The sequence below is a fragment of the Streptomyces sp. SID8374 genome (assembly GCF_009865135.1).
GTDB lineage: Bacteria > Actinomycetota > Actinomycetes > Streptomycetales > Streptomycetaceae > Streptomyces.
In genome coordinates, this window is sequence record NZ_WWGH01000001.1 from 1,000,348 (window position 1) to 1,020,473 (window position 20,126).

21 protein-coding genes are annotated in these 20,126 nt (G+C 72.1%); 7 read left to right on the top strand and 14 right to left on the bottom strand.

The features are described 5' to 3' along the window. Positions 1-49 precede the first annotated feature (49 nt). Positions 50-706: a MerR family transcriptional regulator gene (locus GTY67_RS04480; RefSeq protein ID WP_161277849.1), complete on the bottom strand. Its 657-nt coding sequence runs from the start codon at positions 704-706 to the stop codon at positions 50-52. Between the two features lie 179 nt (positions 707-885). Between GTY67_RS04480 and GTY67_RS04485 the strand changes: the two genes are divergently transcribed. From GTY67_RS04485 to GTY67_RS04505, 5 genes are all read left to right on the top strand, one after another. Then, a complete protein-coding gene (locus tag GTY67_RS04485) occupies positions 886-1,815 on the top strand; it encodes a hypothetical protein (protein WP_202461318.1) in 930 nt (309 codons plus the stop codon). Further along, positions 1,812-2,255, top strand: coding sequence for an ABA4-like family protein (locus GTY67_RS04490; RefSeq protein ID WP_161277851.1), 444 nt, complete (start codon positions 1,812-1,814; stop codon positions 2,253-2,255). The genes GTY67_RS04485 and GTY67_RS04490 overlap by 4 nt, the downstream gene beginning before the upstream one ends. Before the next feature lie 104 nt (positions 2,256-2,359). Then, positions 2,360-2,968 (top strand): sigma-70 family RNA polymerase sigma factor, encoded by a 609-nt coding sequence (locus GTY67_RS04495; protein WP_176727500.1) that lies wholly within the window; start codon positions 2,360-2,362, stop codon positions 2,966-2,968. Then, positions 2,965-3,717 (top strand): anti-sigma factor, encoded by a 753-nt coding sequence (locus GTY67_RS04500; protein ID WP_161277852.1) that lies wholly within the window; start codon positions 2,965-2,967, stop codon positions 3,715-3,717. The genes GTY67_RS04495 and GTY67_RS04500 overlap by 4 nt, the downstream gene beginning before the upstream one ends. A 30-nt stretch (positions 3,718-3,747) precedes the next feature. Further along, positions 3,748-5,100 carry a deoxyribodipyrimidine photo-lyase gene (locus tag GTY67_RS04505; protein ID WP_161277853.1) on the top strand — a complete coding sequence of 451 codons (1,353 nt, stop codon included), beginning with the start codon at positions 3,748-3,750 and terminating at the stop codon, positions 5,098-5,100. A gap of 40 nt (positions 5,101-5,140) precedes the next feature. On the opposite strand, the gene GTY67_RS04510 is transcribed toward GTY67_RS04505, so the two are convergent. From GTY67_RS04510 to GTY67_RS04535, 6 genes are all read right to left on the bottom strand, one after another. After that, positions 5,141-5,944 (bottom strand): DUF1295 domain-containing protein, encoded by an 804-nt coding sequence (locus GTY67_RS04510; RefSeq protein WP_161277854.1) that lies wholly within the window; start codon positions 5,942-5,944, stop codon positions 5,141-5,143. Continuing rightward, a complete protein-coding gene (locus tag GTY67_RS04515; protein ID WP_161277855.1) occupies positions 5,941-7,290 on the bottom strand; it encodes a cyclopropane-fatty-acyl-phospholipid synthase family protein in 1,350 nt (449 codons plus the stop codon). Before GTY67_RS04515 ends, GTY67_RS04510 begins: the two co-directional genes overlap by 4 nt. Beyond that, entirely contained in the window at positions 7,287-8,702 is a 1,416-nt protein-coding gene (locus GTY67_RS04520; protein WP_161277856.1) for a class I SAM-dependent methyltransferase, read from the bottom strand. The genes GTY67_RS04515 and GTY67_RS04520 overlap by 4 nt, the downstream gene beginning before the upstream one ends. Beyond that, positions 8,699-9,433, bottom strand: coding sequence for a DUF1365 domain-containing protein (locus GTY67_RS04525; protein ID WP_161277857.1), 735 nt, complete (start codon positions 9,431-9,433; stop codon positions 8,699-8,701). The genes GTY67_RS04520 and GTY67_RS04525 overlap by 4 nt, the downstream gene beginning before the upstream one ends. After that, positions 9,430-10,704: an FAD-dependent oxidoreductase gene (locus GTY67_RS04530; RefSeq protein ID WP_161277858.1), complete on the bottom strand. Its 1,275-nt coding sequence runs from the start codon at positions 10,702-10,704 to the stop codon at positions 9,430-9,432. The genes GTY67_RS04525 and GTY67_RS04530 overlap by 4 nt, the downstream gene beginning before the upstream one ends. 165 nt (positions 10,705-10,869) lie before the next feature. After that, positions 10,870-11,226, bottom strand: coding sequence for a hypothetical protein (locus tag GTY67_RS04535; RefSeq protein WP_161277859.1), 357 nt, complete (start codon positions 11,224-11,226; stop codon positions 10,870-10,872). A gap of 146 nt (positions 11,227-11,372) precedes the next feature. Between GTY67_RS04535 and GTY67_RS04540 the strand changes: the two genes are divergently transcribed. Further along, a complete protein-coding gene (locus GTY67_RS04540) occupies positions 11,373-12,020 on the top strand; it encodes a fasciclin domain-containing protein (RefSeq protein WP_093691636.1) in 648 nt (215 codons plus the stop codon). A gap of 181 nt (positions 12,021-12,201) precedes the next feature. Then, the gene (locus tag GTY67_RS04545) at positions 12,202-12,651 is read left to right on the top strand and encodes an SPW repeat protein (protein WP_161277860.1); all 450 of its coding nucleotides are present in this window, start codon (positions 12,202-12,204) and stop codon (positions 12,649-12,651) included. Between the two features lie 330 nt (positions 12,652-12,981). Here the strand turns inward: GTY67_RS04545 and GTY67_RS04550 are convergent, their stop codons facing one another. The 7 genes from GTY67_RS04550 to GTY67_RS04580 form a co-directional block, all read right to left on the bottom strand. Continuing rightward, entirely contained in the window at positions 12,982-15,822 is a 2,841-nt protein-coding gene (locus tag GTY67_RS04550; protein ID WP_093691632.1) for a DEAD/DEAH box helicase, read from the bottom strand. 45 nt (positions 15,823-15,867) lie between these two features. Further along, complete coding sequence (locus tag GTY67_RS04555) at positions 15,868-16,776, bottom strand: diacylglycerol kinase (protein WP_161277861.1); 909 nt, start codon at positions 16,774-16,776, stop codon at positions 15,868-15,870. Between the two features lie 19 nt (positions 16,777-16,795). Then, positions 16,796-17,761 carry a twin-arginine translocase subunit TatC gene (gene tatC / locus GTY67_RS04560; RefSeq protein WP_161277862.1) on the bottom strand — a complete coding sequence of 322 codons (966 nt, stop codon included), beginning with the start codon at positions 17,759-17,761 and terminating at the stop codon, positions 16,796-16,798. Positions 17,762-17,810: 49 nt separating this feature from the next. Then, entirely contained in the window at positions 17,811-18,107 is a 297-nt protein-coding gene (tatA, locus tag GTY67_RS04565; protein ID WP_093691626.1) for a Sec-independent protein translocase subunit TatA, read from the bottom strand. A 217-nt stretch (positions 18,108-18,324) separates the two neighbouring features. Next, a complete protein-coding gene (locus GTY67_RS04570; protein WP_093691624.1) occupies positions 18,325-18,522 on the bottom strand; it encodes a hypothetical protein in 198 nt (65 codons plus the stop codon). 36 nt (positions 18,523-18,558) lie between these two features. Beyond that, positions 18,559-18,843, bottom strand: coding sequence for a hypothetical protein (locus GTY67_RS04575; protein WP_161279952.1), 285 nt, complete (start codon positions 18,841-18,843; stop codon positions 18,559-18,561). Positions 18,844-19,164: 321 nt separating this feature from the next. Continuing rightward, positions 19,165-20,118, bottom strand: a complete 954-nt coding sequence (locus GTY67_RS04580) for a WYL domain-containing protein (protein WP_093691622.1) — start codon at positions 20,116-20,118, stop codon at positions 19,165-19,167. Between the last annotated feature and the right edge of the window lie 8 nt (positions 20,119-20,126).

Here is a 20,126-nt window from a genome sequence, read left to right on the forward strand (position 1 = left end):
GTCCTCGGCGGACGGGGTCCGTGCATGTCCCACCGGTCGCGGCCGGGCGTCAAGCGTCCGAAGCGCCCCCGCCCGCCGCCCGCGACTCGTAGCGCTGGACCGAGACGTCCTCGTGGGCCAGCCTGCGCAGCGCCCCGAACATCGCCTCCCCCAGGACCGTCCCGACGACCACGCTCTCCACCAGCTCCTCGCGGGCCACCCGGCGCTGTACGTAGTCGAGGTCGACGCGGGCGACCGACTCGGCCGCGTCCGCGTAGACGTCCATCAGCTCGGCGAACCCGCCGTGCCCGACCCGGCGCAGCGCGGCGATCACCCCGGCCAGCGACTCGGCGGCCGCCGCCCCCTCATCGACCTGCCAGCCGCGCCGCCGCAGCAGCTCGGCCACCTCCTCCCGGGCCTGTTCCAGCTCCGGCCCGGCCTCGCCCTCGCCGAGCGGGGGAACGCCTTCCGAGGCCCGGCCCAGCACCTTTATCACCGGCTGCGCGGGGTCGTCCGCGGCCTCCAGGACCTCGCCGATGGCCGCGAGCGAGAGGCCGCCGACCTCCAGCAGGACCCGGATCAGACGCAGCCTCCGTTCGTGCCCGGGGCCGTAGTCCGCCTGGTTGGGGCTCGTCAGCTCCCCTGCGGGCAGAAGCCGTTCCCGTACATAGAACTTGATCGTCGGTACCGGAACCCCGGACCTGCGACTCAACTCGCCGATGCGCACCGCGTGTTCGCCTTTCCGCCCTTGCCAGATCAGACCGCCATCATAGATAGTGCCACTACCGGATAGCGGCAAGCACCACTATCCATATGTCCGTGCAGAGCAAGCACACAGCACCCAGGGGGTCCCTCATGTCGTCATGGCGTTCCTGGCATCGTCCGTTAGTCGTCTTCTCCGCCGCGATGGCCCTCTGGGCACTCGTCTCCGCCGTGGGCCTCGCGGTCGACGACCGGGTCCTGGTGGGCGCCCCGATCTGGGCGAAGCCGTTCAAGTTCTACGTCTCCTTCGCCGCCTACGGCCTGACGCTGGCCTGGATGCTGGCGCAGACGACCTGGGGGCGCCGCACCGGCTGGTGGGCGGGGAACGTCGTCGTCCTCACGAGCCTCGTCGAGATGGTGATCATCACCGGGCAGGTCATCCGGGGGAAGCGCAGCCACTTCAACGCCGAGACCCCCTTCGACGAGACCCTGTACACGGTGATGGGGCTCACCGTCGTCGTCCTGTGGGCGGCCACCCTGGTCATCGCCGTCCTGCTGCTGCGCACCCGGCTCGCCGACCGGGCGACGGCCTGGGCGATCCGGGGCGGTGTGCTGATCGCCCTGGTGGGCGCGGCTGTCGGCTTCCTGATGGCGCAGCCGACCGCCGAGCAGCGGGCCGCCGGGAACCTGGACACCACCGACGTGATCGGCGCCCACTCCGTCGGTGTGCCGGACGGCGGACCCGCGATGCCGCTGACCGGCTGGTCCACCACCGGCGGCGACCTGCGGATCCCGCACTTCGTGGGGATGCACGCGCTCCAGCTGATCCCGCTGTTCCTGATCGCCCTGGTGGTGCTCGCGCCCCGGTTCGCCCGGCTGCGCGACGCCGGGGTGCGGCTGCGTCTCGTACGGGTGGTGACCGTCGGGTACGCGGGGCTCGTCGCGCTGACCATCTGGCAGGCGCTGCGGGGGCAGCCCCTCATCCACCCGGACGCGGCGACCCTCATAGCCGCCGGGGTGCTCCTGGCGGCGGTGGCGGCCGGGGTGTGGGCGGCGCTGCGCCCCGCACCCGAACCCGTATCCGTACGCGCAGAGACCGAACCCGCTTCCGACAGCAAGGAGTTCACGGCATGACCGGCACCCTCTTCGACATCACGTTCTATCTGGCCGCACCCTTCTGGCTGCTGATGATCTTCGCCCCGGCCTGGTCGGTCACCACCCGGATCGTCTCCTCACCGCTGACGGTCCTGCCGCTCCTCGCCCTCTACACCGTCCTGGCCGTCCAGGTCTTCCCGGAGCTCTGGACGGCGGTGAGCGCCCCGGACCTCGGCACCTTCCAGGAGCTGACGGCGCTGGCCGAAGGTGCCGGAGCCCTGTGGGCGCAGGTGATCGCCTGGGATCTGCTGGTCGGCCAGTGGATGTTCCTCCAGAGCCGGAAGCTGGGGTTCTCGCCGTGGCTGATGGGCCCGCTGCTCGTGCTGACGATCCTGCTCTCGCCGTTCGGGGTGCTGCTCTTCCTCGGCCTGCGCGCCCTCCGCCGGGGCGCGGACCGGCCGCAGGGGCAGCACGGCTGAAACGCGCCGCTGCGTCGCAGCGCCGGGCGGGACCGGTTCTGGAAAGATCGCGGGCATCGGACCAATCCGGACGGCCATCGGCTCCGAATCAATTTCCGGAACCGATGACGTCCCGGGAGGAAACCCGCGTGAACCAAGCCGTACAGATCAGCGGGGTGCCCTCGCCAGAGCCTGACCTGCAAGAACTGATGGTGCTGGTCGCGCGGGGGGACCAGGACGCGTTCGCCAGGGTGTACGACGCGGTCTCCGGGCCCGTGCTCGGCCTCGTACGCAGCGTCCTGCGCGACCCGGCCCAGTCGGAGGAGGTCGCCCAGGAGGTCCTGGTCGAGGTGTGGCGTACCGCCCCCCGCTTCCAGGCCGCCCGGGGCAGCGCCATGAACTGGGTGCTGACCCTCGCCCACCACCGGGCCGTCGACCGGGTCCGCTCGGCGGAGGCGTCGGCGGCGCGGGAGCACAAGGCGGCGCTGCTGGACCGGACGCCCGCCTTCGACGAGGTCTCCGAACAGGTGGAGACACGGTTGGAGAGAGAGCAGGTACGCCGCTGTCTGCGGACCCTGTCCGAACTCCAGCGGCAGTCCGTGACCCTGGCCTACTACCGGGGGCTGACCTACCGTGAGGTGGCGGAACTCCTCACCGTGCCGCTGGGCACCATCAAGACACGACTCCGCGACGGCCTGATCCGGCTGCGCGACTGCCTGGGGGTGAGCGCATGAGCACGGCCGAACTGCACACGCTGACCGGGGCCTATGCCCTGCATGCGCTGCCGGAGGACGAGCGCCGCGAGTTCGAGCGGCATCTGGGCGACTGCGAGGCCTGCACCCAGGAGGTGCGGGAGCTGTCGGCCACGGCCGCCCGGCTCGGCCTCGCCGTCGCCGAGAGCCCGCCGCGCGAGCTGCGCGAGAGGGTCCTGCGGGAGATCACGACCGTACGGCAGGAGGTCCCGTCGCACGGCAGACCAGGGCGTACGGGAGGCGGTGGCCGCACCGGCCGCTGGACCACCTACGCGCTGGCCGCCTGCATCGCGGCGGCGGCCGCCTTCGGCGGGGTGGCGGTGTGGCAGAACCAGGTGGCGCAGGACGCCCGCCAGGAGGCCAACCAGGCCCAGCGGCAGAACCAGCAGCTGGCCCAGGTGCTCTCCGCCCCGGACGCGAAGACCAGCTCGGGCGAGCTGACCGGCGGCGCACGCGGCACCGTCGTCGTCTCGCAGCAGGAGAACCGGGCGGTGTTCCTGGCCTCGGGGATGGAGCGGCCGCCGAGCGGCAAGGTGTACCAGCTCTGGTTCAACGACGACGGCACCATGCGTTCGGCCGGTCTGATGAACCCGTCGGCGAGCGATGACGCGGTGCTGCTGGACGGCCCCGTGGACCGGGCGACGGGCATGGGCATCACGGTCGAACCGGCGGGCGGATCGGCCGAACCGACCTCCGACCCGGTGGCCCTGATGGACTTCCCGACGGCCTGATCCACCCTCTCTGCAAGGAGCACCCGTTCCATGAACGTCGCGGTGGTGCTGTTCACCTCCGATCTGCGTCTGCACGACAACCCGGTACTGCGTTCCGCCCTGCGGGACGCGGGCCGGGTCGTCCCGCTCTTCGTCCGGGACGACGCGGTCCACCGGGCCGGGTTCGACGCCCCCAACCGGCTCGCCTTCCTAGCCGACTGCCTGGCGGACCTGGACGCCGGGCTGCGGAAGCGGGGCGGCCGGCTCATCGTCCGTACGGGCGCGGTGGCGGAGGAGGTGCGCCGGCTGGTCGAGGAGACCGGGGCGGGGGCGGTGCACATGGCCGCCGGAGTGAGCGGGTACGCGGCACGGCGTGAGGAACAGCTGCGTACCGCCCTGGCGGACACCGGCTGCGACCTGCGCATCCATGACGCGGTGGTCACCGCGCTCGCTCCGGGCCGGGTGGTCCCGACGGGCAAGGACCACTTCGCGGTGTTCACCCCGTACTTCCGCCGTTGGGAGGCGGCGGGGGTACGGGGCACACTGACCGCACCCCGCACGGTCCGGCTCCCGGACGGCGAGCTCCCCTCCGACCCCCTCCTCACCCGGGCCGACATCAAGAACACCTCGCCCGGCCTCGCCGAGGGCGGCGAGCAGATGGCCCGCAAGCTGGTGACGTCCTGGCTCAACGGCGACATGGACGACTACGCGGACGGCCACGACGACCTCGCCGGGGACGCCACCTCCCGGCTCTCCCCGCACCTCCACTTCGGTACGGTCTCCGCCGCCGAACTGGCCACCCGCGCCCAGGAGAAGGGCGGACCCGGCGGCGAGGCGTTCGTCAGGCAGCTGGCCTGGCGCGACTTCCACCACCAGGTCCTCGCCGCCCGCCACGACGCCTCCTGGTCCGACTACCGGCCGCGCCACGACAACTGGCGCTCGGACGAGGACGAGATCACCGCCTGGAAGACCGGCCGGACCGGGTATCCCGTGGTGGACGCGGCGATGCGGCAGCTGGCGCACGAGGGGTGGATGCACAACCGGGGCCGGCTGCTCGCCGCGAGCTTCCTCACCAAGACGCTGTACGTGGACTGGCGCGTGGGCGCCCGCCACTTCCTGGAGCTGCTGGTCGACGGCGACATCGCCAACAACCAGCTCAACTGGCAGTGGGTCGCGGGCACCGGCACGGACACCCGCCCCAACCGGGTCCTCAACCCGGTGACCCAGGCGAAGCGCTACGACCCGCACGGCGACTACGTACGGCGGTGGGTGCCGGAGCTGGCGGAGGTGAAGGGGTCTGCCGTCCATGAGCCATGGAAGGTGGAGGGGCTGGACTATCCGGCGCCGGTGGTGGACCTGGGCGAGGCGCGGGCACGGTTCGAGAGGGCGCGCGGGCTGGAGTGAGGGCCTGTACGCGTGATCGCCTACAGGCCCTCCACGGATGTCAGCCGCGCCGCGGCGGCCGGGGGAAGAACCCGCTGGTCCGGGCCTGGTACTCGGTGAAGCCCGGACGGTCGGCCATGTGACGCTCCAGCAGGGCCGCCCCGCTCCCCTTCGTCAGCAGGAAGGTCATCACCAGCGGGGCCACGACCGTCGCGGCGGCGGCAGTGGGCGCCTGGCAGACGAAGAGGAACAGGCCCCACCAGACAAGGAAGTCGCCGAAGTAGTTCGGGTGCCGGGTCCACGACCACAGGCCCCGGTCCATGATCTTCCCCTTGTTGGCGGGGTCGGCCTTGAAGCGGGCGAGCTGGTGGTCACCGATCCCCTCGAAGGCGAGCCCGACCGCCCACAGGACCGCACCCGCCCAGGCCCACCGCTCCAGGGGCCCGGTCAGATACTGCGCGGCCTGGACGGGCAGCGAGACCAGCCAGACCAGCGCGCCCTGGAGCAGGTAGACCTTGCGCAGGGCGTAGAGCTGGGGGTTGCCGGGGGCCTTGGCGAGCATCTTCTCGTAGCGCGGGTCCTCCCCGTGGCCGCGCCCGCGCCGGCCGATGTGGACGGCGAGCCGCAGGCCCCAGACCACGGTCAGGACCGTCACCACCAGGCGCCGTACGTCGTCGCCCTCACCGGCCGAGAGGCCGTACGAGACGAGGGCGACGGCGGCGAAGCCGATGCCCCACGCCACGTCGACGATGCGGTGGACACCCTTCTTCAGGGCGATGGCGAAGGTGACCAGCATGACGGCGAGGGCGGCACCGGCCGCGCCCGCGAGCCCGCTCGCGAACGCGGCCCAGGCGAAGCCGCTCACCGGTGTGCCCCGTACCAGTCCCGACGGGTCGGCTCCATCCCGGCGTCACCGGCCCGGCCGGGACGTACGCACAGGATCTGGTCGACGCCCATGCGCCGCTCCTCGAACGCGAGGGCGCCGCCGACGAGATAGAGCCGCCAGACGCGCGCGGTCTCCTCCCCCACCAGGTCGGTGAACTCCGCCCAGCGCTCCTCCAGCGTCCGCCGCCAGGCGTCCACGGTCAGGACGTAGTGCTCACGCAGGGCCTCGACGTCCCGCACTTCGAGACCCGCTCCCTCCAGCAGTCCGACGGTCTCCCCGACCGGCCGCATGTGCATGTCCGGGGCGATGTACGACTCGATGAACGCACCGCCGCCCGGGGCGTTGGCCCCGCGCGACATCTGCTGGACCAGCACCCGGCCCTGCGGGCGCAGGGAGTCGTGCAGGATACGGGTGAAGGCCGGGTACTCGGCGTCGCCGACGTGCTCGCCCATCTCGATGGTGGAGACGGCGTCGTACGTGCCCCGGGTCTCCGGCCGCTCCGCGATGTCGCGGTAGTCGATGTTGAGGACCTCGACCAGCTCCTCCAGACCGCGTGCCGTCACCTGCTCCCGTACGTACGCGGCCTGTTCGGCGGCGAGCGTGACGGCGGTGACCCGGACACCGTGGTGCCGGGCCGCGTGCAGGGTCAGCGAGCCCCAGCCGCAGCCGATGTCCAGCAGACGGGCGCCGGGCCGCAGTCCGAGCTTGCGGCAGATCAGCTCCAGCTTGTCGCGCTGCGCGTCGGCCGGGCCGTAACCGGGTGCGTCGCTGGTCCAGTAGCCGCAGGAGTACGCCATGGTCTCGTCGAGGAGCAGCGCGTAGAAGGCGTTGGACAGGTCGTAGTGGTGGCTGATCGCCGCCCGGTCCCGGGCCTTGCTGTGCAGCGCCCCGCGCAGCCCGGCCCGGGCCGCGGGCACCGGCGGGCGGGGCCCTACGGCACCGAGGCGCAGGGCGGTGCCCGCCGCTCTGAGACGGTCGGCGAGGCCGGGCGCGGGCGGGGTGAGGCCGCGTTCGTCGATCGCGCGGCGCATGGCGCGCAGCCCGTCGCCGAGGTCTTCGTCGAGGTCGATCTCGCCGGTGATGTACGCCTCCGCCAGGCCCAGTTCGCCCGGCTCCCAGAGCAGGCGGCGCAGCGCGCGCCGGGAGCGTACATGGACCGTGGGGGCGTCCTCGGGCCCGGCCTCGCTGCCGTCCCACATCCGTACCCGGACCGGCAGCCCGCCGCCGAGCAGCCGCTCGGCCAGGGGTTCGAGGCGCTGGGCGGCGCCGGTGGGGATGCGGCGGGCGGCGGGCACAGCGGGGGGCCTGGGGGCGGTGGTGGTCACAGGGTCTCCTGGTGGGTCGGGTCACCGGCCGGTGCGCCGCCGGTCCGGTCGGCGGGCTCGCGGGTCAGGAGCAGTTGCTGCACATCGAGGTAGCCGGAGCGGAAGCCCGCCTCGGAGTAGGCCAGGTAGAAGGTCCACATCCGGCGGAAGACGGCGTCGAAGCCGAGGGCGTCGACCTCGGCGGACCGCTCGGTGAACCGTTCGCGCCACAGGCGCAGCGTCTCGGCGTAGTGCGCGCCGTAGCCGATGCGCTGGGCGGTCCGCAGCCGGGTGTGCTCGGTGGTGACCCGTTCGATCGCTTCGGTGGAGGGCAGCAGTCCGCCCGGGAAGATGTACTTGTGGATCCAGGTGTACGTGGAGCGGCTGGCGCGCAGCCGGTCGTCCGGCATGGTGATGGCCTGGAGGGCGATCCGGCCGCCGGGGGCGAGCAGCCGGTCCAGGGTCTCGAAGTAGACGGGCCAGAACTCCTCGCCGACCGCCTCGATCATCTCGACGCTGACGATGGCGTCGTACGCGCCGGTGACCTGGCGGTAGTCGCTGAGCCGGACCTCGACCCGGTCCGCGAACCCGGCCTCGCTGATCCGGGTCCGGGCCAGTTCGCGCTGTTCGGCGGAGAGGGTGACGGTGGTGACGCGGGCGCCACGGGCGGCGGCCCGGATGGCGAGTTCGCCCCAGCCGGTGCCGATCTCCAGGAGCCGGGTTCCCTCGCCGACGCCGGCGGAGTCCAGCAGCCGGTCGATCTTGCGGTGCTGGGCGGCGGGCAGCAGGGCCTGCTCGGCGGGGAAGCCGCGGAAGACGGCGGAGGAGTAGGAGAGCGTCTCGTCCAGGAAGAGGGCGAAGAGGTCGTTGGAGAGGTCGTAGTGGTGGCTGATGTTGTCCCGCGAGCCTTCGGGGGTGTTGAGCTGCGCCTCGGGCTTGCGCAGCGCCCAGAGGGAGCGGAGCCGTTGGAGCGGGGCGGGGATCAGTTCGGCGGCGTTGTCGGCGAGGACGGTGAGGACGGCCACGAGGTCGGGGGCGTCCCACTCACCGGCCATGTAGGACTCGCCGAACCCGATGAGCCCGCTCGCGCCGATCCGCCCGAAGAAGGCGTCGGGATCGCGGATGTCCATGAGCGGCCCGCCGAGGCCGATGTCCTCCACACCGGCGAGCCGGGCGCGCAGGGGGAGCTTCGCGAGCGCGTGGCGGACGATGCGTCGGGCGACGGCGGTACGGGCGCGGGAGGCGCGGGGCCGGGTGACGATGTCGGGCCAGCGCTCGGGGTCGGGCGACTGCTGTCCGGCCGGTGCGGGGGCTTGGCCCCTCGGCGCGGGGACCTGCCCCGAGGGATGGGCGGTCTGTCCCGCAGGATCGGCGGTCCGGTCTGCCGGGTCGGGGGTCCGGTCTGCCGGCAGCTGGTGGGTGGGCGCGGTCACTGCATGCCTTCCTGTGGGCGGTGCTGGGGACGGGGCTGCACGGGGAGGCCGCGCAGGTAGAGCCGGATGCCGTGCAGCCGGATGGCGAGGGAGACGGCGAGGGTGGAGAAGGGGTGGCGCAGGGCGAGGCGGGCCAGTGCCCGGGGGGTGGCCCGGCGGCGGGTGCCCCGTACGGTCGCGGTGAACGGGCGGGCCCCGTCGCGCTCCAGATGGACGCTCAGGTCCAGCCGCTCGCCGGGTTCGGGCAGCCGCATCCGGTACCCGCCGTCCACGGGGAAGAACGGCGAGACGTAGAACTCCTTGCCGACCGTGGCCCGGTGCTCGCCGTCCGGGTGGAGCAGATAGCCGTGGCGTTCGCCGTACGTGTTGTGCACCTCGGCCACGACGCAGAGCGGGGAGCCGTCGGCGCGGCGGCACCAGTAGACGGTGAGCGGGTTGAAGACATGGCCGAGGACGCGGGCCTGGGTGAGCATGGTGACGGTGGAGTCGGCGAGGTCCACCCCACGGGCTTCCAGGAACCGGCTGAGCCCGGCCCGGATGGTGGGTGCGGTGCCGCCGAAATGGTCCCGCGCCTCGAACCGGGCCAGGGGCCGCAGGGCGCGCGGCAGCCGGGGCGGGGCGTCCGGGTCGATGAGCCACAGGTAGGTCCGGTGCCGTAGCGCGTACTTGCTCGGCCGCGTCCGTACGTGCGTGATGGTGCACGGGTACAGGGCACCCTCGGGGCCGATCACCACTCCACCCCCAGCGCCGCGGCGGCCTCGGCCCCCGAGCGGCAGCCGTCCTCGTGGAAACCCCAGCCGTGGTACGCCCCCGCGAAGGCGGTGACGGGCCCGGAGAGGGCGGGCAGCCGGGCCTGGGCGGACACCGACTCCGGGGTGTAGACGGGGTGTTCGTAGACCATGCGGGCCCGTACCGAATCGGGGTCGACCCGGTCGGAGCCGTTCAGCGTGACGACGAAGGTCTCGGGCGCGTCGAGTCGCTGGAGCCGGTTCATGTCGTAGCTGACGGTGACCCGGTCGGCGTCGGCGGCGCAGGAGGGCATCAGGTAGTTCCAGGAGGCCCGGGCGCCCCGGCTGCGGGGCAGCAGCGTGGTGTCGGTGTGCAGGAGTGTGGGGTTACGGGAGTACGTGAAGGCGCCGAGCGTCTCCCGTTCGGCGTCGGTCGGGTCGGCCAGCAGCCGGAGCGCCTGGTCGGGGTGGGTGGCGATGACGACGGCGTCGTACGGGGTGGTCGTGCCGTCCTCGGTGGTGAGGTCGACGCCGTCCGCGTGGCGGGTGACGGCGCGGACCGGGGTCGCGGTGTGGACGGCGGTGAGCTGCTTGGCGACGCGCTCCACGTACGCGCGCGAGCCGCCGGTGACGGTCCGCCAGACCGGGGAGCCGCCGATGGCGAGCATGCCGTGGTGGGACAGGAACGCGAAGAGGTAGCGGGCCGGGTAGCGCAGGGCGGTGACCGGGTCGCAGGACCAGACGGCGGAGACCATGGGGGTGAGGAAGTGGGCGCGGAAGTACCGGGAGAAGCGGCCGCGCCGGGCGAACTCGCCCAGCGTCATGTCGGTGGCCGGCCCCTCCGGAAGCTCCAGCAGCGCGCGGGCGGCACGGTGGAAGCGGGTCACCTCGGCGAGCATCCGGAGGTAGGGGCCGCGCAGGGCCGAGCGCGGCTGGGCGAAGAGCCCGGCGGGCCCGCGGGCGCCCGAGTACTCCAGGCCGCACCCTTCACACCGTACGGACATCGACATCTCGGACTCCTGGGTGGCGACGCCCAGTTCGTCGAAGAGCCGCAGCAGGTGGGGGTAGGTCCGCCGGTTGTGCACGATGAAGCCCGAGTCGACACGGTGCACCCGGCCGTCGGAGGCGTCCAGCTCATGCGTGTGGGCGTGGCCGCCGATACGGTCGTCCGCCTCGTACAGCGTGACGTCGTGGGCCCTCCGCAGAACGTGCGCTGCGGTCAGTCCCGCCACTCCGCTGCCCACCACGGCTGTCCGCCGCCGCTCCCGTGCCATCCCGGGCTCCCTCCGGTCCTTCTGCGCTGTTCGGAGCAGTACCGAGACGCTCCTCGCACTCCATTCGTCGCAGGTGGCCGAAAGGATTGGTCGATGATCGGAAGTACCTCGATCGAGTGAATGCACCCGCCGGACCAATCCGCGGGGAGCCCCGCGCCGAATCCCTTACGTGAGAGCAGATCGGAACACCTCGCGGACGGACGGGACCCTCGGGTCCCGGCGGTCCCGCCCGGCGCGCGCCTTGTTCGCCGCGCCCGGCGGCCCGGCCTCCGGGCCCGGTGCGCGGTGTGCCGCCCCCTCGCCCTCCGCGCCCCACGTGCACCGGCCGGCGCCGGTCACCGCGGTGGGCGGGGCGGGCCGGCGGTCCACCCCGTCGGGGGCTCCGGTCTGCGGCGCGGTCGGCGGCGGCAGCGCCGCACGGACGGCCGGGGAGCCGTTCGTGCGGTGCGCCGCCACCGGTCGGGGGCGCCGGGCCGGCCGCAGGAGCGAGGCGGCTCCTGGTCGGACGACCGGCTCCGGCACCGGGTCCGTCTCCTGCGGCTGGGAGACGGACCACGGAACGCCGGCGCCGGCGCCGCACCGCGCCCCTCCCCACCCACCTCTCCCCTGAGCACCTCCGTCTCCTCCCGTCCCCTCCCGCTCAAGACCATCGATCCAGGAGAAACACCATGAACACCCTCCACTTCCGCCGCACCGCCGTCGCCGTGGCCGCCGCAGCCGTGCTGCCGCTGGCCCTGACCGCCTGCTCCTCGGGGGACTCCTCCAAGGACTCGGCCGCGGGCTCCACCCCGAGCGCGGCCGCCTCGACGAGCGCCTCGGCCGACGACTCCATGACCACGGACAAGCCGTTCGGCCCGGGCTGTGCGTCCGTGCCGCAGGACGGCGCGGGCTCGTTCGACGGCATGGCGAAGGACCCGGTCGCGACGGCCGCCTCGAACAACCCGGAGCTGTCGACGCTGGTGACCGCGGTGAAGCAGGCCGGCCTGGTCGACACGCTCAACAACGCCGAGAACATCACGGTGTTCGCCCCGAGCAACGACGCCTTCGCCAAGATCCCGAAGGCCGACCTGGACGCCCTGCTGGCCGACAAGGCCGAGCTGACCAAGGTCCTCACATACCACGTGGTGGGCGAGAAGCTGACGCCGAAGCAGCTGGAGAAGGGCTCCTTCGACACGCTGGAGAAGAGCAAGCTGACGACGGCCGGTTCGGGCACGGAGTACACCGTGAACGACGCCTCGAAGGTCGTCTGCGGCAACGTCCCGACCGCCAACGCGACGGTGTACATCGTCGACTCGGTCCTGATGCCCCCGAAGTAACCCCAGGGGTGTGACGAAGGGCGGTGGGCCGCGATTCTCTGCGGCCCACCGCCCTTCGTCCTGTCCGGGGATACACACAGGGTGCACATAAGGGGCAGATAAGAGCAGAATGGATATATGGGTGCCTGGCGCGCACTCCGCGCGGCGTCGGGGCCCGCAGGACCGAAGGAGACGAAATCTCATGAGCAACGTCTCGGACGCCAGGAGTGACCTCAGGGGTGACATATCGGGCCACCCCGACGCCTCCGAAATGCGCGCACGGTACGACAAGATGATGGGCGGCCGCGATGTGGCCCTGGTGGACGCGCCGGTGTTCCTCGTCGGCCTCTACTGCGCCGTCTCCCCGTGGGTGCTCCACTTCACGGCCAGCCAGCCCGCCCTGGTGACGCACAACCTCGTGATGGGTATCGCGATCGCCGTCCTGGCCCTGGGCTTCACCGTGATGCCCGAGCGGATGTACGGCCTGAGCTGGGCGATGTGCGCGATCGGTGCGTGGGTCATCGTGTCGACCTGGGTGGTCGGAAGCAGCCCGGACACGGGAGTCGTGATCAACAACATCATCGTCGGCGGACTGACGGTGCTGCTGGGCCTGGTCTGCGCCGGAGCGGCGATGAGAAGCCGCAACACGTGACAAGCCCGGCCACTTTCAGCCCTTGCGGCGTCGGCGCTTCCCCCGCCCCTCAGGCATGACTTCCCCCCTCTGCGGCGCGGCTCCCCCAGCCCCTCCGGCGCCTGAGGAGCGGGGTCCGGGGCAGCGCCCCGCCTCACCCCCAGCCCCTCCGGCGCCTGAGGAGCAGGGCCCGGGACAGTGCCCCGCCTCACCCCCAGCCCCTCCGGCGCCTGAGGAGCAGGGCCCGGGGCGGGGCCCCGGTTTCGGGAAGGGGCGGGTAGGGGAACAGGCCCGCCGCGGGCGACCCACCACCCCCGCCCCGCACCCCACCGGCCCCGCCCCGCACCGGCATCAGCCCACAGAGCTGTAAGCCACAACCCCCCGCAACACCGAATCAACCGCCTTCCGCGCATTACGAGAAACAGAACTCGCCCCCGCACTCCCCTCCCGAGGAGCCGCCGCAGCCACCTGCCCCAGCACGTCGATCACCTGCTTGCACCACCGTACGAAGTCTCCCGCCGGCATCTCCGCCTCGCGCAGCACCTCGTCCAGCGTGCGCCCGGAGGCCCACATGTAGACCGCCCAGGCGAAGCCGAGATCGGGCTCGCGCTGTCCGACCCCCTCCGTCTGGTTGATCTTGAAGTCCTCCTCCAGCGCGTCCAGCCGCCCCCAGATCCGCACCATCTCGCCCATGGCGACCTTGGCGGGCCCGGACGGCAGCTTGGGCGCCACCGCGTCGTCCGCCTGGCGCGCCTCGTAGACCAACGCCGAGACGCAAGCCGCCAGTTCGGCGGGGTTGAGCCCTTCCCAGACCCCCTCCCGCAGACATTCACTGGCCAGCAGGTCCAGCTCCCCGTACAAGCGGGCCAGCCGCCGCCCGTTCTCCGTGACCTCATTGCCCCGGAGGTAGTCCAGCTCGGTCAGGAGCGCGACGATCCGGTCGAAGGTCCGGGCGATCGTGTTCGTCCGCCCCTCGATCCGCTGCTCCAGCTGCCGCGTGTCCCGCTGCAACCGGTGGTAGCGCTCAGCCCACCGCGCATGGTCCTCGCGCTCGTCGCACCCGTGGCACGGGTGCGCGCGAAGTTCCGTCCGCAGCCGGGCGATCTCGCGGTCGTCGGCGGCCGGCGCCCGGCCCTTGCGGTGCCGGTCGGGCACGATGTGCCCGGCCTTCGTCCGAAGCGCGGAGGCCAGATCCCGCCGGGACTGCGGTGAGCGCGGGTTGAACGACTTCGGGACCCGCATCCGGTCCAGCGCCTCCACCGGCACCGGGAAGTCCATCGAGGCCAGCCGCTTGACCTGCCGCTCGGCGGTCAGCACCAGCGGCCGCGGCCCGTCGTGGTGGTCGAACCCTCGGTGCCCGTTGGCCCGCCCGGCGGGCAGACCCGGATCCAGCACCAGCGCGAGACCCGCGAACTTCCCCGTCGGCACATGGATGACATCGCCCGGCTTCAGCTTCTCCAGCGAGGAGGCCGCCGCCGCCCGCCGCTGCGCCGCGCCCTGCTTGGCCAGCTCCGTCTCCCGGTCCTTGAGGTCGCGGCGCAGCCGCGCGTACTCCTCGAAGTCACCGAGGTGGCAGGTCATGCCCTCCTTGTAGCCCTCCAGCCCCTCCTCGTTGCGCTGCACCTGCCGCGAGATCCCGACCACGGACTTGTCCGCCTGGAACTGGGCGAACGAGGTCTCCAGCAGCTCCCGCGACCTGTGCCGCCCGAACTGCTGCACCAGGTTGACCGCCATGTTGTACGAGGGGCGGAAGCTGGAGCGCAGCGGATACGTACGTGTCCCCGCGAGCCCGGCCAGCGCCGTCGGGTCCATGCCGCGCTGCCACAGGACCACCGCGTGGCCCTCGACGTCGATGCCACGGCGTCCGGCCCGGCCGGTGAGCTGGGTGTACTCGCCGGGGGTGATGTCGGCGTGCTGCTCACCGTTCCACTTGACGAGCTTCTCCAGGACCACGGAGCGCGCGGGCATGTTGATGCCGAGCGCCAGGGTCTCGGTGGCGAAGACCGCCTTCACCAGACCCCGTACGAACAGCTCCTCCACGACCTCCTTGAAGGTCGGCAGCATGCCCGCGTGGTGCGCGGCGATGCCTCGCTCCAGCCCTTCGAGCCACTCGTAGTACCCCAGGACGTGCAGGTCCTCGCCGGGGATGGAGGCCGTCCGCTCCTCGACGATCTCGCGCACCAGCCGCCGCTTGTCCTCGTCGTTGAGCCGGAGCCCCGCGTACATGCACTGCTGGACGGCGGCCTCGCAGCCGGCCCGGCTGAAGATGAAGGTGATGGCCGGGAGCAGCCCCTCGTTGTCCAGCCTCTCGATGACCTCGGGCCGGCCGGGCGTCCAGATCCGGCTGCGCTGGCGCCGCTCGCGCTCGCGGTCGGCCTCGCGGACCATCTTGCCCCGGCGGCGGTCACGGGGGTTGTAGCCGTTCTGGTTCTCCATGCGAGCGAGCCGGACCAGGTCCGGGTTGACCTCGCGGCGTCCGGCGCCCCGGCCGCCGTGGTCGGTGGCCTCCTCGAAGAGGTCGTACATCTTGCGTCCGGCCATGACGTGCTGCCAGAGCGGCACGGGCCGGTGCTCGGAGACGATCACCTCGGTGGAGCCGCGCACAGTGTCCAGCCAGTCGCCGAACTCCTCGGCGTTGGACACGGTCGCCGACAGGGAGACCAGAGTCACCGACTCCGGCAGGTGGATGATCACTTCCTCCCACACCGCGCCCCGGAAGCGGTCGGAGAGGTAGTGCACCTCGTCCATGACCACATAGCCGAGGCCGGAGAGCGACTGCGAGCCCGCGTACAGCATGTTCCGCAGGACCTCGGTGGTCATCACGACCACCGGCGCCTCGGAGTTGACGCTGTTGTCGCCGGTCAGCAGGCCGACCTTGTCCGCGCCGTACCGCTTGACGAGATCGGCGTACTTCTGGTTGGAGAGCGCCTTGATCGGCGTGGTGTAGAAGCACTTGCGGCCCTGCTCCAGGGCCAGGTGCACGGCGAACTCGCCGACGATCGTCTTGCCCGACCCCGTCGGGGCGGCGACCAGCACCCCCTTGCCCGCCTCAAGGGCCTGGCAGGCCTCGATCTGGAACGGGTCCAGTCCGAACTCGTACATCTCCCGGAAGGGCCCGAGGGCCGTCGCCATCTCGGCCGCACGGGCGCGGGATGCCTGGTATCGCTCAGCTGGTGAGAGGTCCTCTGTCATCTTGCATACGAGCCTACCCGTCACCTCCGACAGTCAGCCCGATCTTTAAATCCCCCCGGCTCTTGGCCCTGTCAGCACCCGTACGGCGCCCGGCACGCAGGCCGCCGTGAGCGGCAGCGCGCCCAGCGGTTCACCGTCCGCGTACGCCGTGACACCGGCCGCGGCCAGCTCGATCGTGGAGACCCGGTGGACGGTGACGGCGGGGTGGCTCAGGTGCGTGCCCTTGTAGACCTTCGGGAACACCTTGAGGAGGGTGGCGCGGGAGCACTCCCCCACCACGGTCACGTCGAAGAGGCCGTCGTCCATCTCGGCACCGGCGCAGATCCGCATGCCCCCGCCGTACGTGGTGCCGTTGCCGACCGCGATGAGCGTGGCCTCGATCTCGCGGGCCGCTCCCCCGTCCAGCCGGATCCGGTACGGGATCGGGGCGAAGGCGGCCAGCTCCGCGAGGATGGCGAGGTCGTACTTGAACCGGCCGCCGGGGAAGCGCATCCGGTTGCCCCGGTCGTTGACCCGGGAGTCGAAGCCGGAGGCGAGGACGGAGCCGAACCAGCGCTCCCCGACCCGTCCGAGGTCGATGTCACGGTGGCCGCTCTCCTTGAGCGCCCGTGCGGCCCGCGCTCCGGCGGCGGCCGGGTCGCGGACCGGCAGGCCCAGCGCGCGGGCGAAGTCGTTGCCGGTGCCGACGGCGACGACGCCCAGCGGCGTGCTCGTCCCCGCGACGGCCTGGAGGGCGAGGGACATCAGCCCGTCCCCGCCCACGGCTATCAGCGCCCCGGTCCCCGCCGCCACGGCCTCGTGGGCCCGGCGCAGGGCGTCGTCGGCGTCCTCACCGAGGACCGTACGGACGGAGAATCCTGCGTCCCGCAACGCGGAAGCGGCCGGCTGCGCGGCGTGCGCGCCCCGGCCGCCTCCTGCGGTGGGATTGACGAAGAGGGTGATCTCGCTGGTCACCCTTCCGGACCCTACAAGGTCAGGTGATGTCGTCGTAACCGTTGAGCCGGTGCGAACGGGAGCCTTCCGACTCGCCCGACGCCTGCTCCGGCAGCGCCCTGCGCGGGGCCGCCACGGGTTCGATCCCGCCGACCGGCTCGGGGGTCAGGTCCAGCTCGGAGGCCTCGTCGTCGCCGAGCTCGGCGTCGGGGTTGTTGCGGTTGCGGCGCTTGTCGTTCAGCAGGGAGAAGCCGACGGCGATGAAGTAGAGGAGGGCGAGCGGACCGGCCAGCAGCAGCATCGAGATGGGCTCGCCACCGGGGGTGGCGAAAGCGGCGAAGACCGTCAGGCCGACGATCATGCCGCGCCACCAGCCGAGCATCCGCCTGCCGGAGATGACGCCCGTCATGTTCAGTGCGATGAGCAGCAGGGGCAGCTCGAAGGCGAGCCCGAAGACGATCACCATGCGGACGAGCAGATCCAGATAGCTGTCGAGTCCGATCTGGTTCTGCACGTCGTCGGGGCTGAACCCGAGCATGATCTCCGCGGTCTGCGGCAGGATCGCGTAGGCGAGGTAGCCGCCGGCCAGGAAGAGCGGTGCGCCGACGACGGCGAAGGCGTAGGCGTAACGCTTCTCGCCCTTGTGCAGCCCGGGGGCGACGAAGGCCCACAGCTGGTACAGCCAGATCGGGGTGGCCAGCAGCACACCGGACATCAGCGCGACCTTGAGCGCGTTGGTGAACGGCCCGATGAGGGTGTCGGTCTTCAGCAGCGCGCAGGACTTGCCGTCGACGGTGGTGACGACGCCATTCTTGCAGCCGACCGAGTCCTGGATGGGGGCCAGGAGGAACTCGTAGATCTCCTTCTGGTAGAACGCCGCCACGATCATCACGACGACGATCGCCAGCACGGCCTTCAGCAGCCGGTTACGCAGCTCACGCAGGTGATCGAGGAGAGGCATCCGCCCCTCGTCGTCCTTCTCCTGCTTGCGGGCAGACTTGAGCAACCCACTTCCCTCGTCTCGTGCGGCGGCTGTCGGCGGAGCGCGTCAGCGGTCAGCTCTGGGTGGTGGGGTTGGTCTCGTTGACCGGGCGGGAGCTGGTGACGTCCCCCGGAGCGGCCTGGATGGTGCGCGCGGTGGTGGACTGCGGGGGTGCCGGGTCCGCGACGGTCTCCGTCGTCGGCGTGGCGGTCGCCGCGTCGTCCTTCTTCATCGCCTTGGCCTCGCTCTTGAGGATGCGGGCCGACTTGCCGAGCGAACGCGCCATGTCGGGAAGCTTCTTGGCACCGAAGAGCAGCAGGATGACGGCGATGATCAGAACGATCTCGAGGGGCTTCAGATTGCCGATCATGTGCGACTTCCTTCTCACTGAGGCGGCTGGAGGGTGGGCTCGCTACCCGTTCGACCGGGCATACGTCCGATCGTTGCGCTTGGCAGCGATCGTAACCCGCAGGGGTAAACGCGAGGCAATGCCCGTGCGTCCTACGGCTTGCGGCCCGCACCTCCCTGCCTGGGCCGTCCCTTGCAGCGTACCCTTCGGGGCCGTCGAACATCAGGCCGCAGGCCTGTTATCGCAGGCTGTCGCCGGTGGCCGCGAGGCGCGTCGCCGCCCGTTCGAGGTCTTCCGACGCCCGGTTGATCCGCTCGGTGGTGGTGGTGACCTGACGTCCGAGGCGCTGCGCCTCGACGAAGACCTTGATGCCGAGGACGCCGAGGACGGCGACCCCCAGGAATCCCAGGGCGATGGCGAGCATGGGCCAGAACATGCGGCGGTGCCTCTTCCTACGGGGCGCTAGGGGGTACTACGGGGTGGCGTGCAGACGCAGGGTCCGTACGCCGCCGCCGGTGAGCAGTTCGATGATGCGCTCCCCGGCGGGCTTGCGGACCGGCGCGGCGCACTCCGGGCAGGTGAAGGTGTAGAAGGTGGTGCTGCGGCTGGCGCCGATCACCAGCCGCAGCGCGCCCGCCGCGAGCTCGAAGCGCCCGCGGCAGTCGGGGCAGGCGGCCCGGAACCGCACGGCAGCGGGCACGGGGACCGGAACCGGCCCGCTACGGGCGGGGGCGGCGCCGGTGGACTCGGCGGCCAACCGTCCACGTGTGATGGGCGCGGCGGCCGATCCGGTACGCGCGGTGGTCGTCGCGGCCGGTCCCGTGCGCCCGGTGGACGTAGCGACCGACCCCGTACGTGTGGTGGGCGTGGCGACCGACCCGTTACGGCCGTCGGCCGTCGCGGCCGATTCCGTACGCGCGGTGGGCGTGGCGGCCGATCCCGTACGGCCGCCGGTCATCGCGACCGAACCGCTACGGCCGTCCGTCATCGCGCCCCGCCCCGTGCGGACGGCGGTCCCGGTCGGGGCGACCGGCATGAGGTACGTCGGGTGCATCTCGTTCTCCGCTCCGGGCCCCGCTCAGACCGTGTCGTAGGCGGCGAGCGCCTCACGGGCCGCCGTCCGGGCGCTCTCGGCGAGCTCCGGCGGGGCGACGATGCGGCCCTCGCCGCCGAGGCGCAGGGCGAGGCGGCGCAGCGAGGCCGGGTCGGGGGTGCGCAGGGTGATCCGCAGCCCGCCGTCGGGGAGTTCCTCGGCGGAGTCGTGCGGATAATATTCGGCGACCCAGCGGCCGCCGGTGCCGACCTCGATGACGACCTCGGGGTCCTCGGCCGCGGGCTGGACCAGCCCTTCGGAGAGGTCCCGCAGCTCCAGCTCGGGCGGTGCGGCGGGGGCGTCGAGGAGGCGGATCTCGGCGACCCGGTCCAGCCGGAAGGTCCGGCGGGCCTCGGAGAGCCGGCACCAGCCCTCCATATAGGTGTGGCCGACGGCGAAGAGCCGGATCGGGTCGACCTCGCGCTCGGTGAGCTCGTCGCGCGCGGGCGAGTAGTAGCGCAGCCAGAGGCGGCGGCGCTCGGAGATGGCCCGGTCGACGTCGGCGAAGACGCCGCCCTCCGCCTCGAAGGTCACCGAGAGCCGGGAGCTGGCAGCCCCGGACTCCCCCGCCGCCGTCTCCAGCTTGGCGGTGGCCCGGACCAGCGCCTGCCGGTCGCTCTCACGCAGTCCGGGCAGGGTCGCGACGGCGCGCGCGGCGACCAGCAGGGCGGTGGCCTCGTCGGCGGCGAGGCGGAGCGGCTCGGCGACGTCGTCCGGGTTGTGCCACCAGATCCGGTCGCCGTCGGTGTCGATGTCGAGGAGGTCGCCGCCCCGGAAGCTGGTCCCGCACATGGGCAGCACGTCGAGGTCCGAGATCAGCTCGTCCTCGGTGATCCCGAAGGCCCGGGCCACGTCCTGGACGTGGGCGCCGGGGCGCTCGCGGAGGTACGTCACCAGGGAGAGCATCCGGCGGGTCTGGTCGATCGCGTTCGTGGCCATCGGTACGT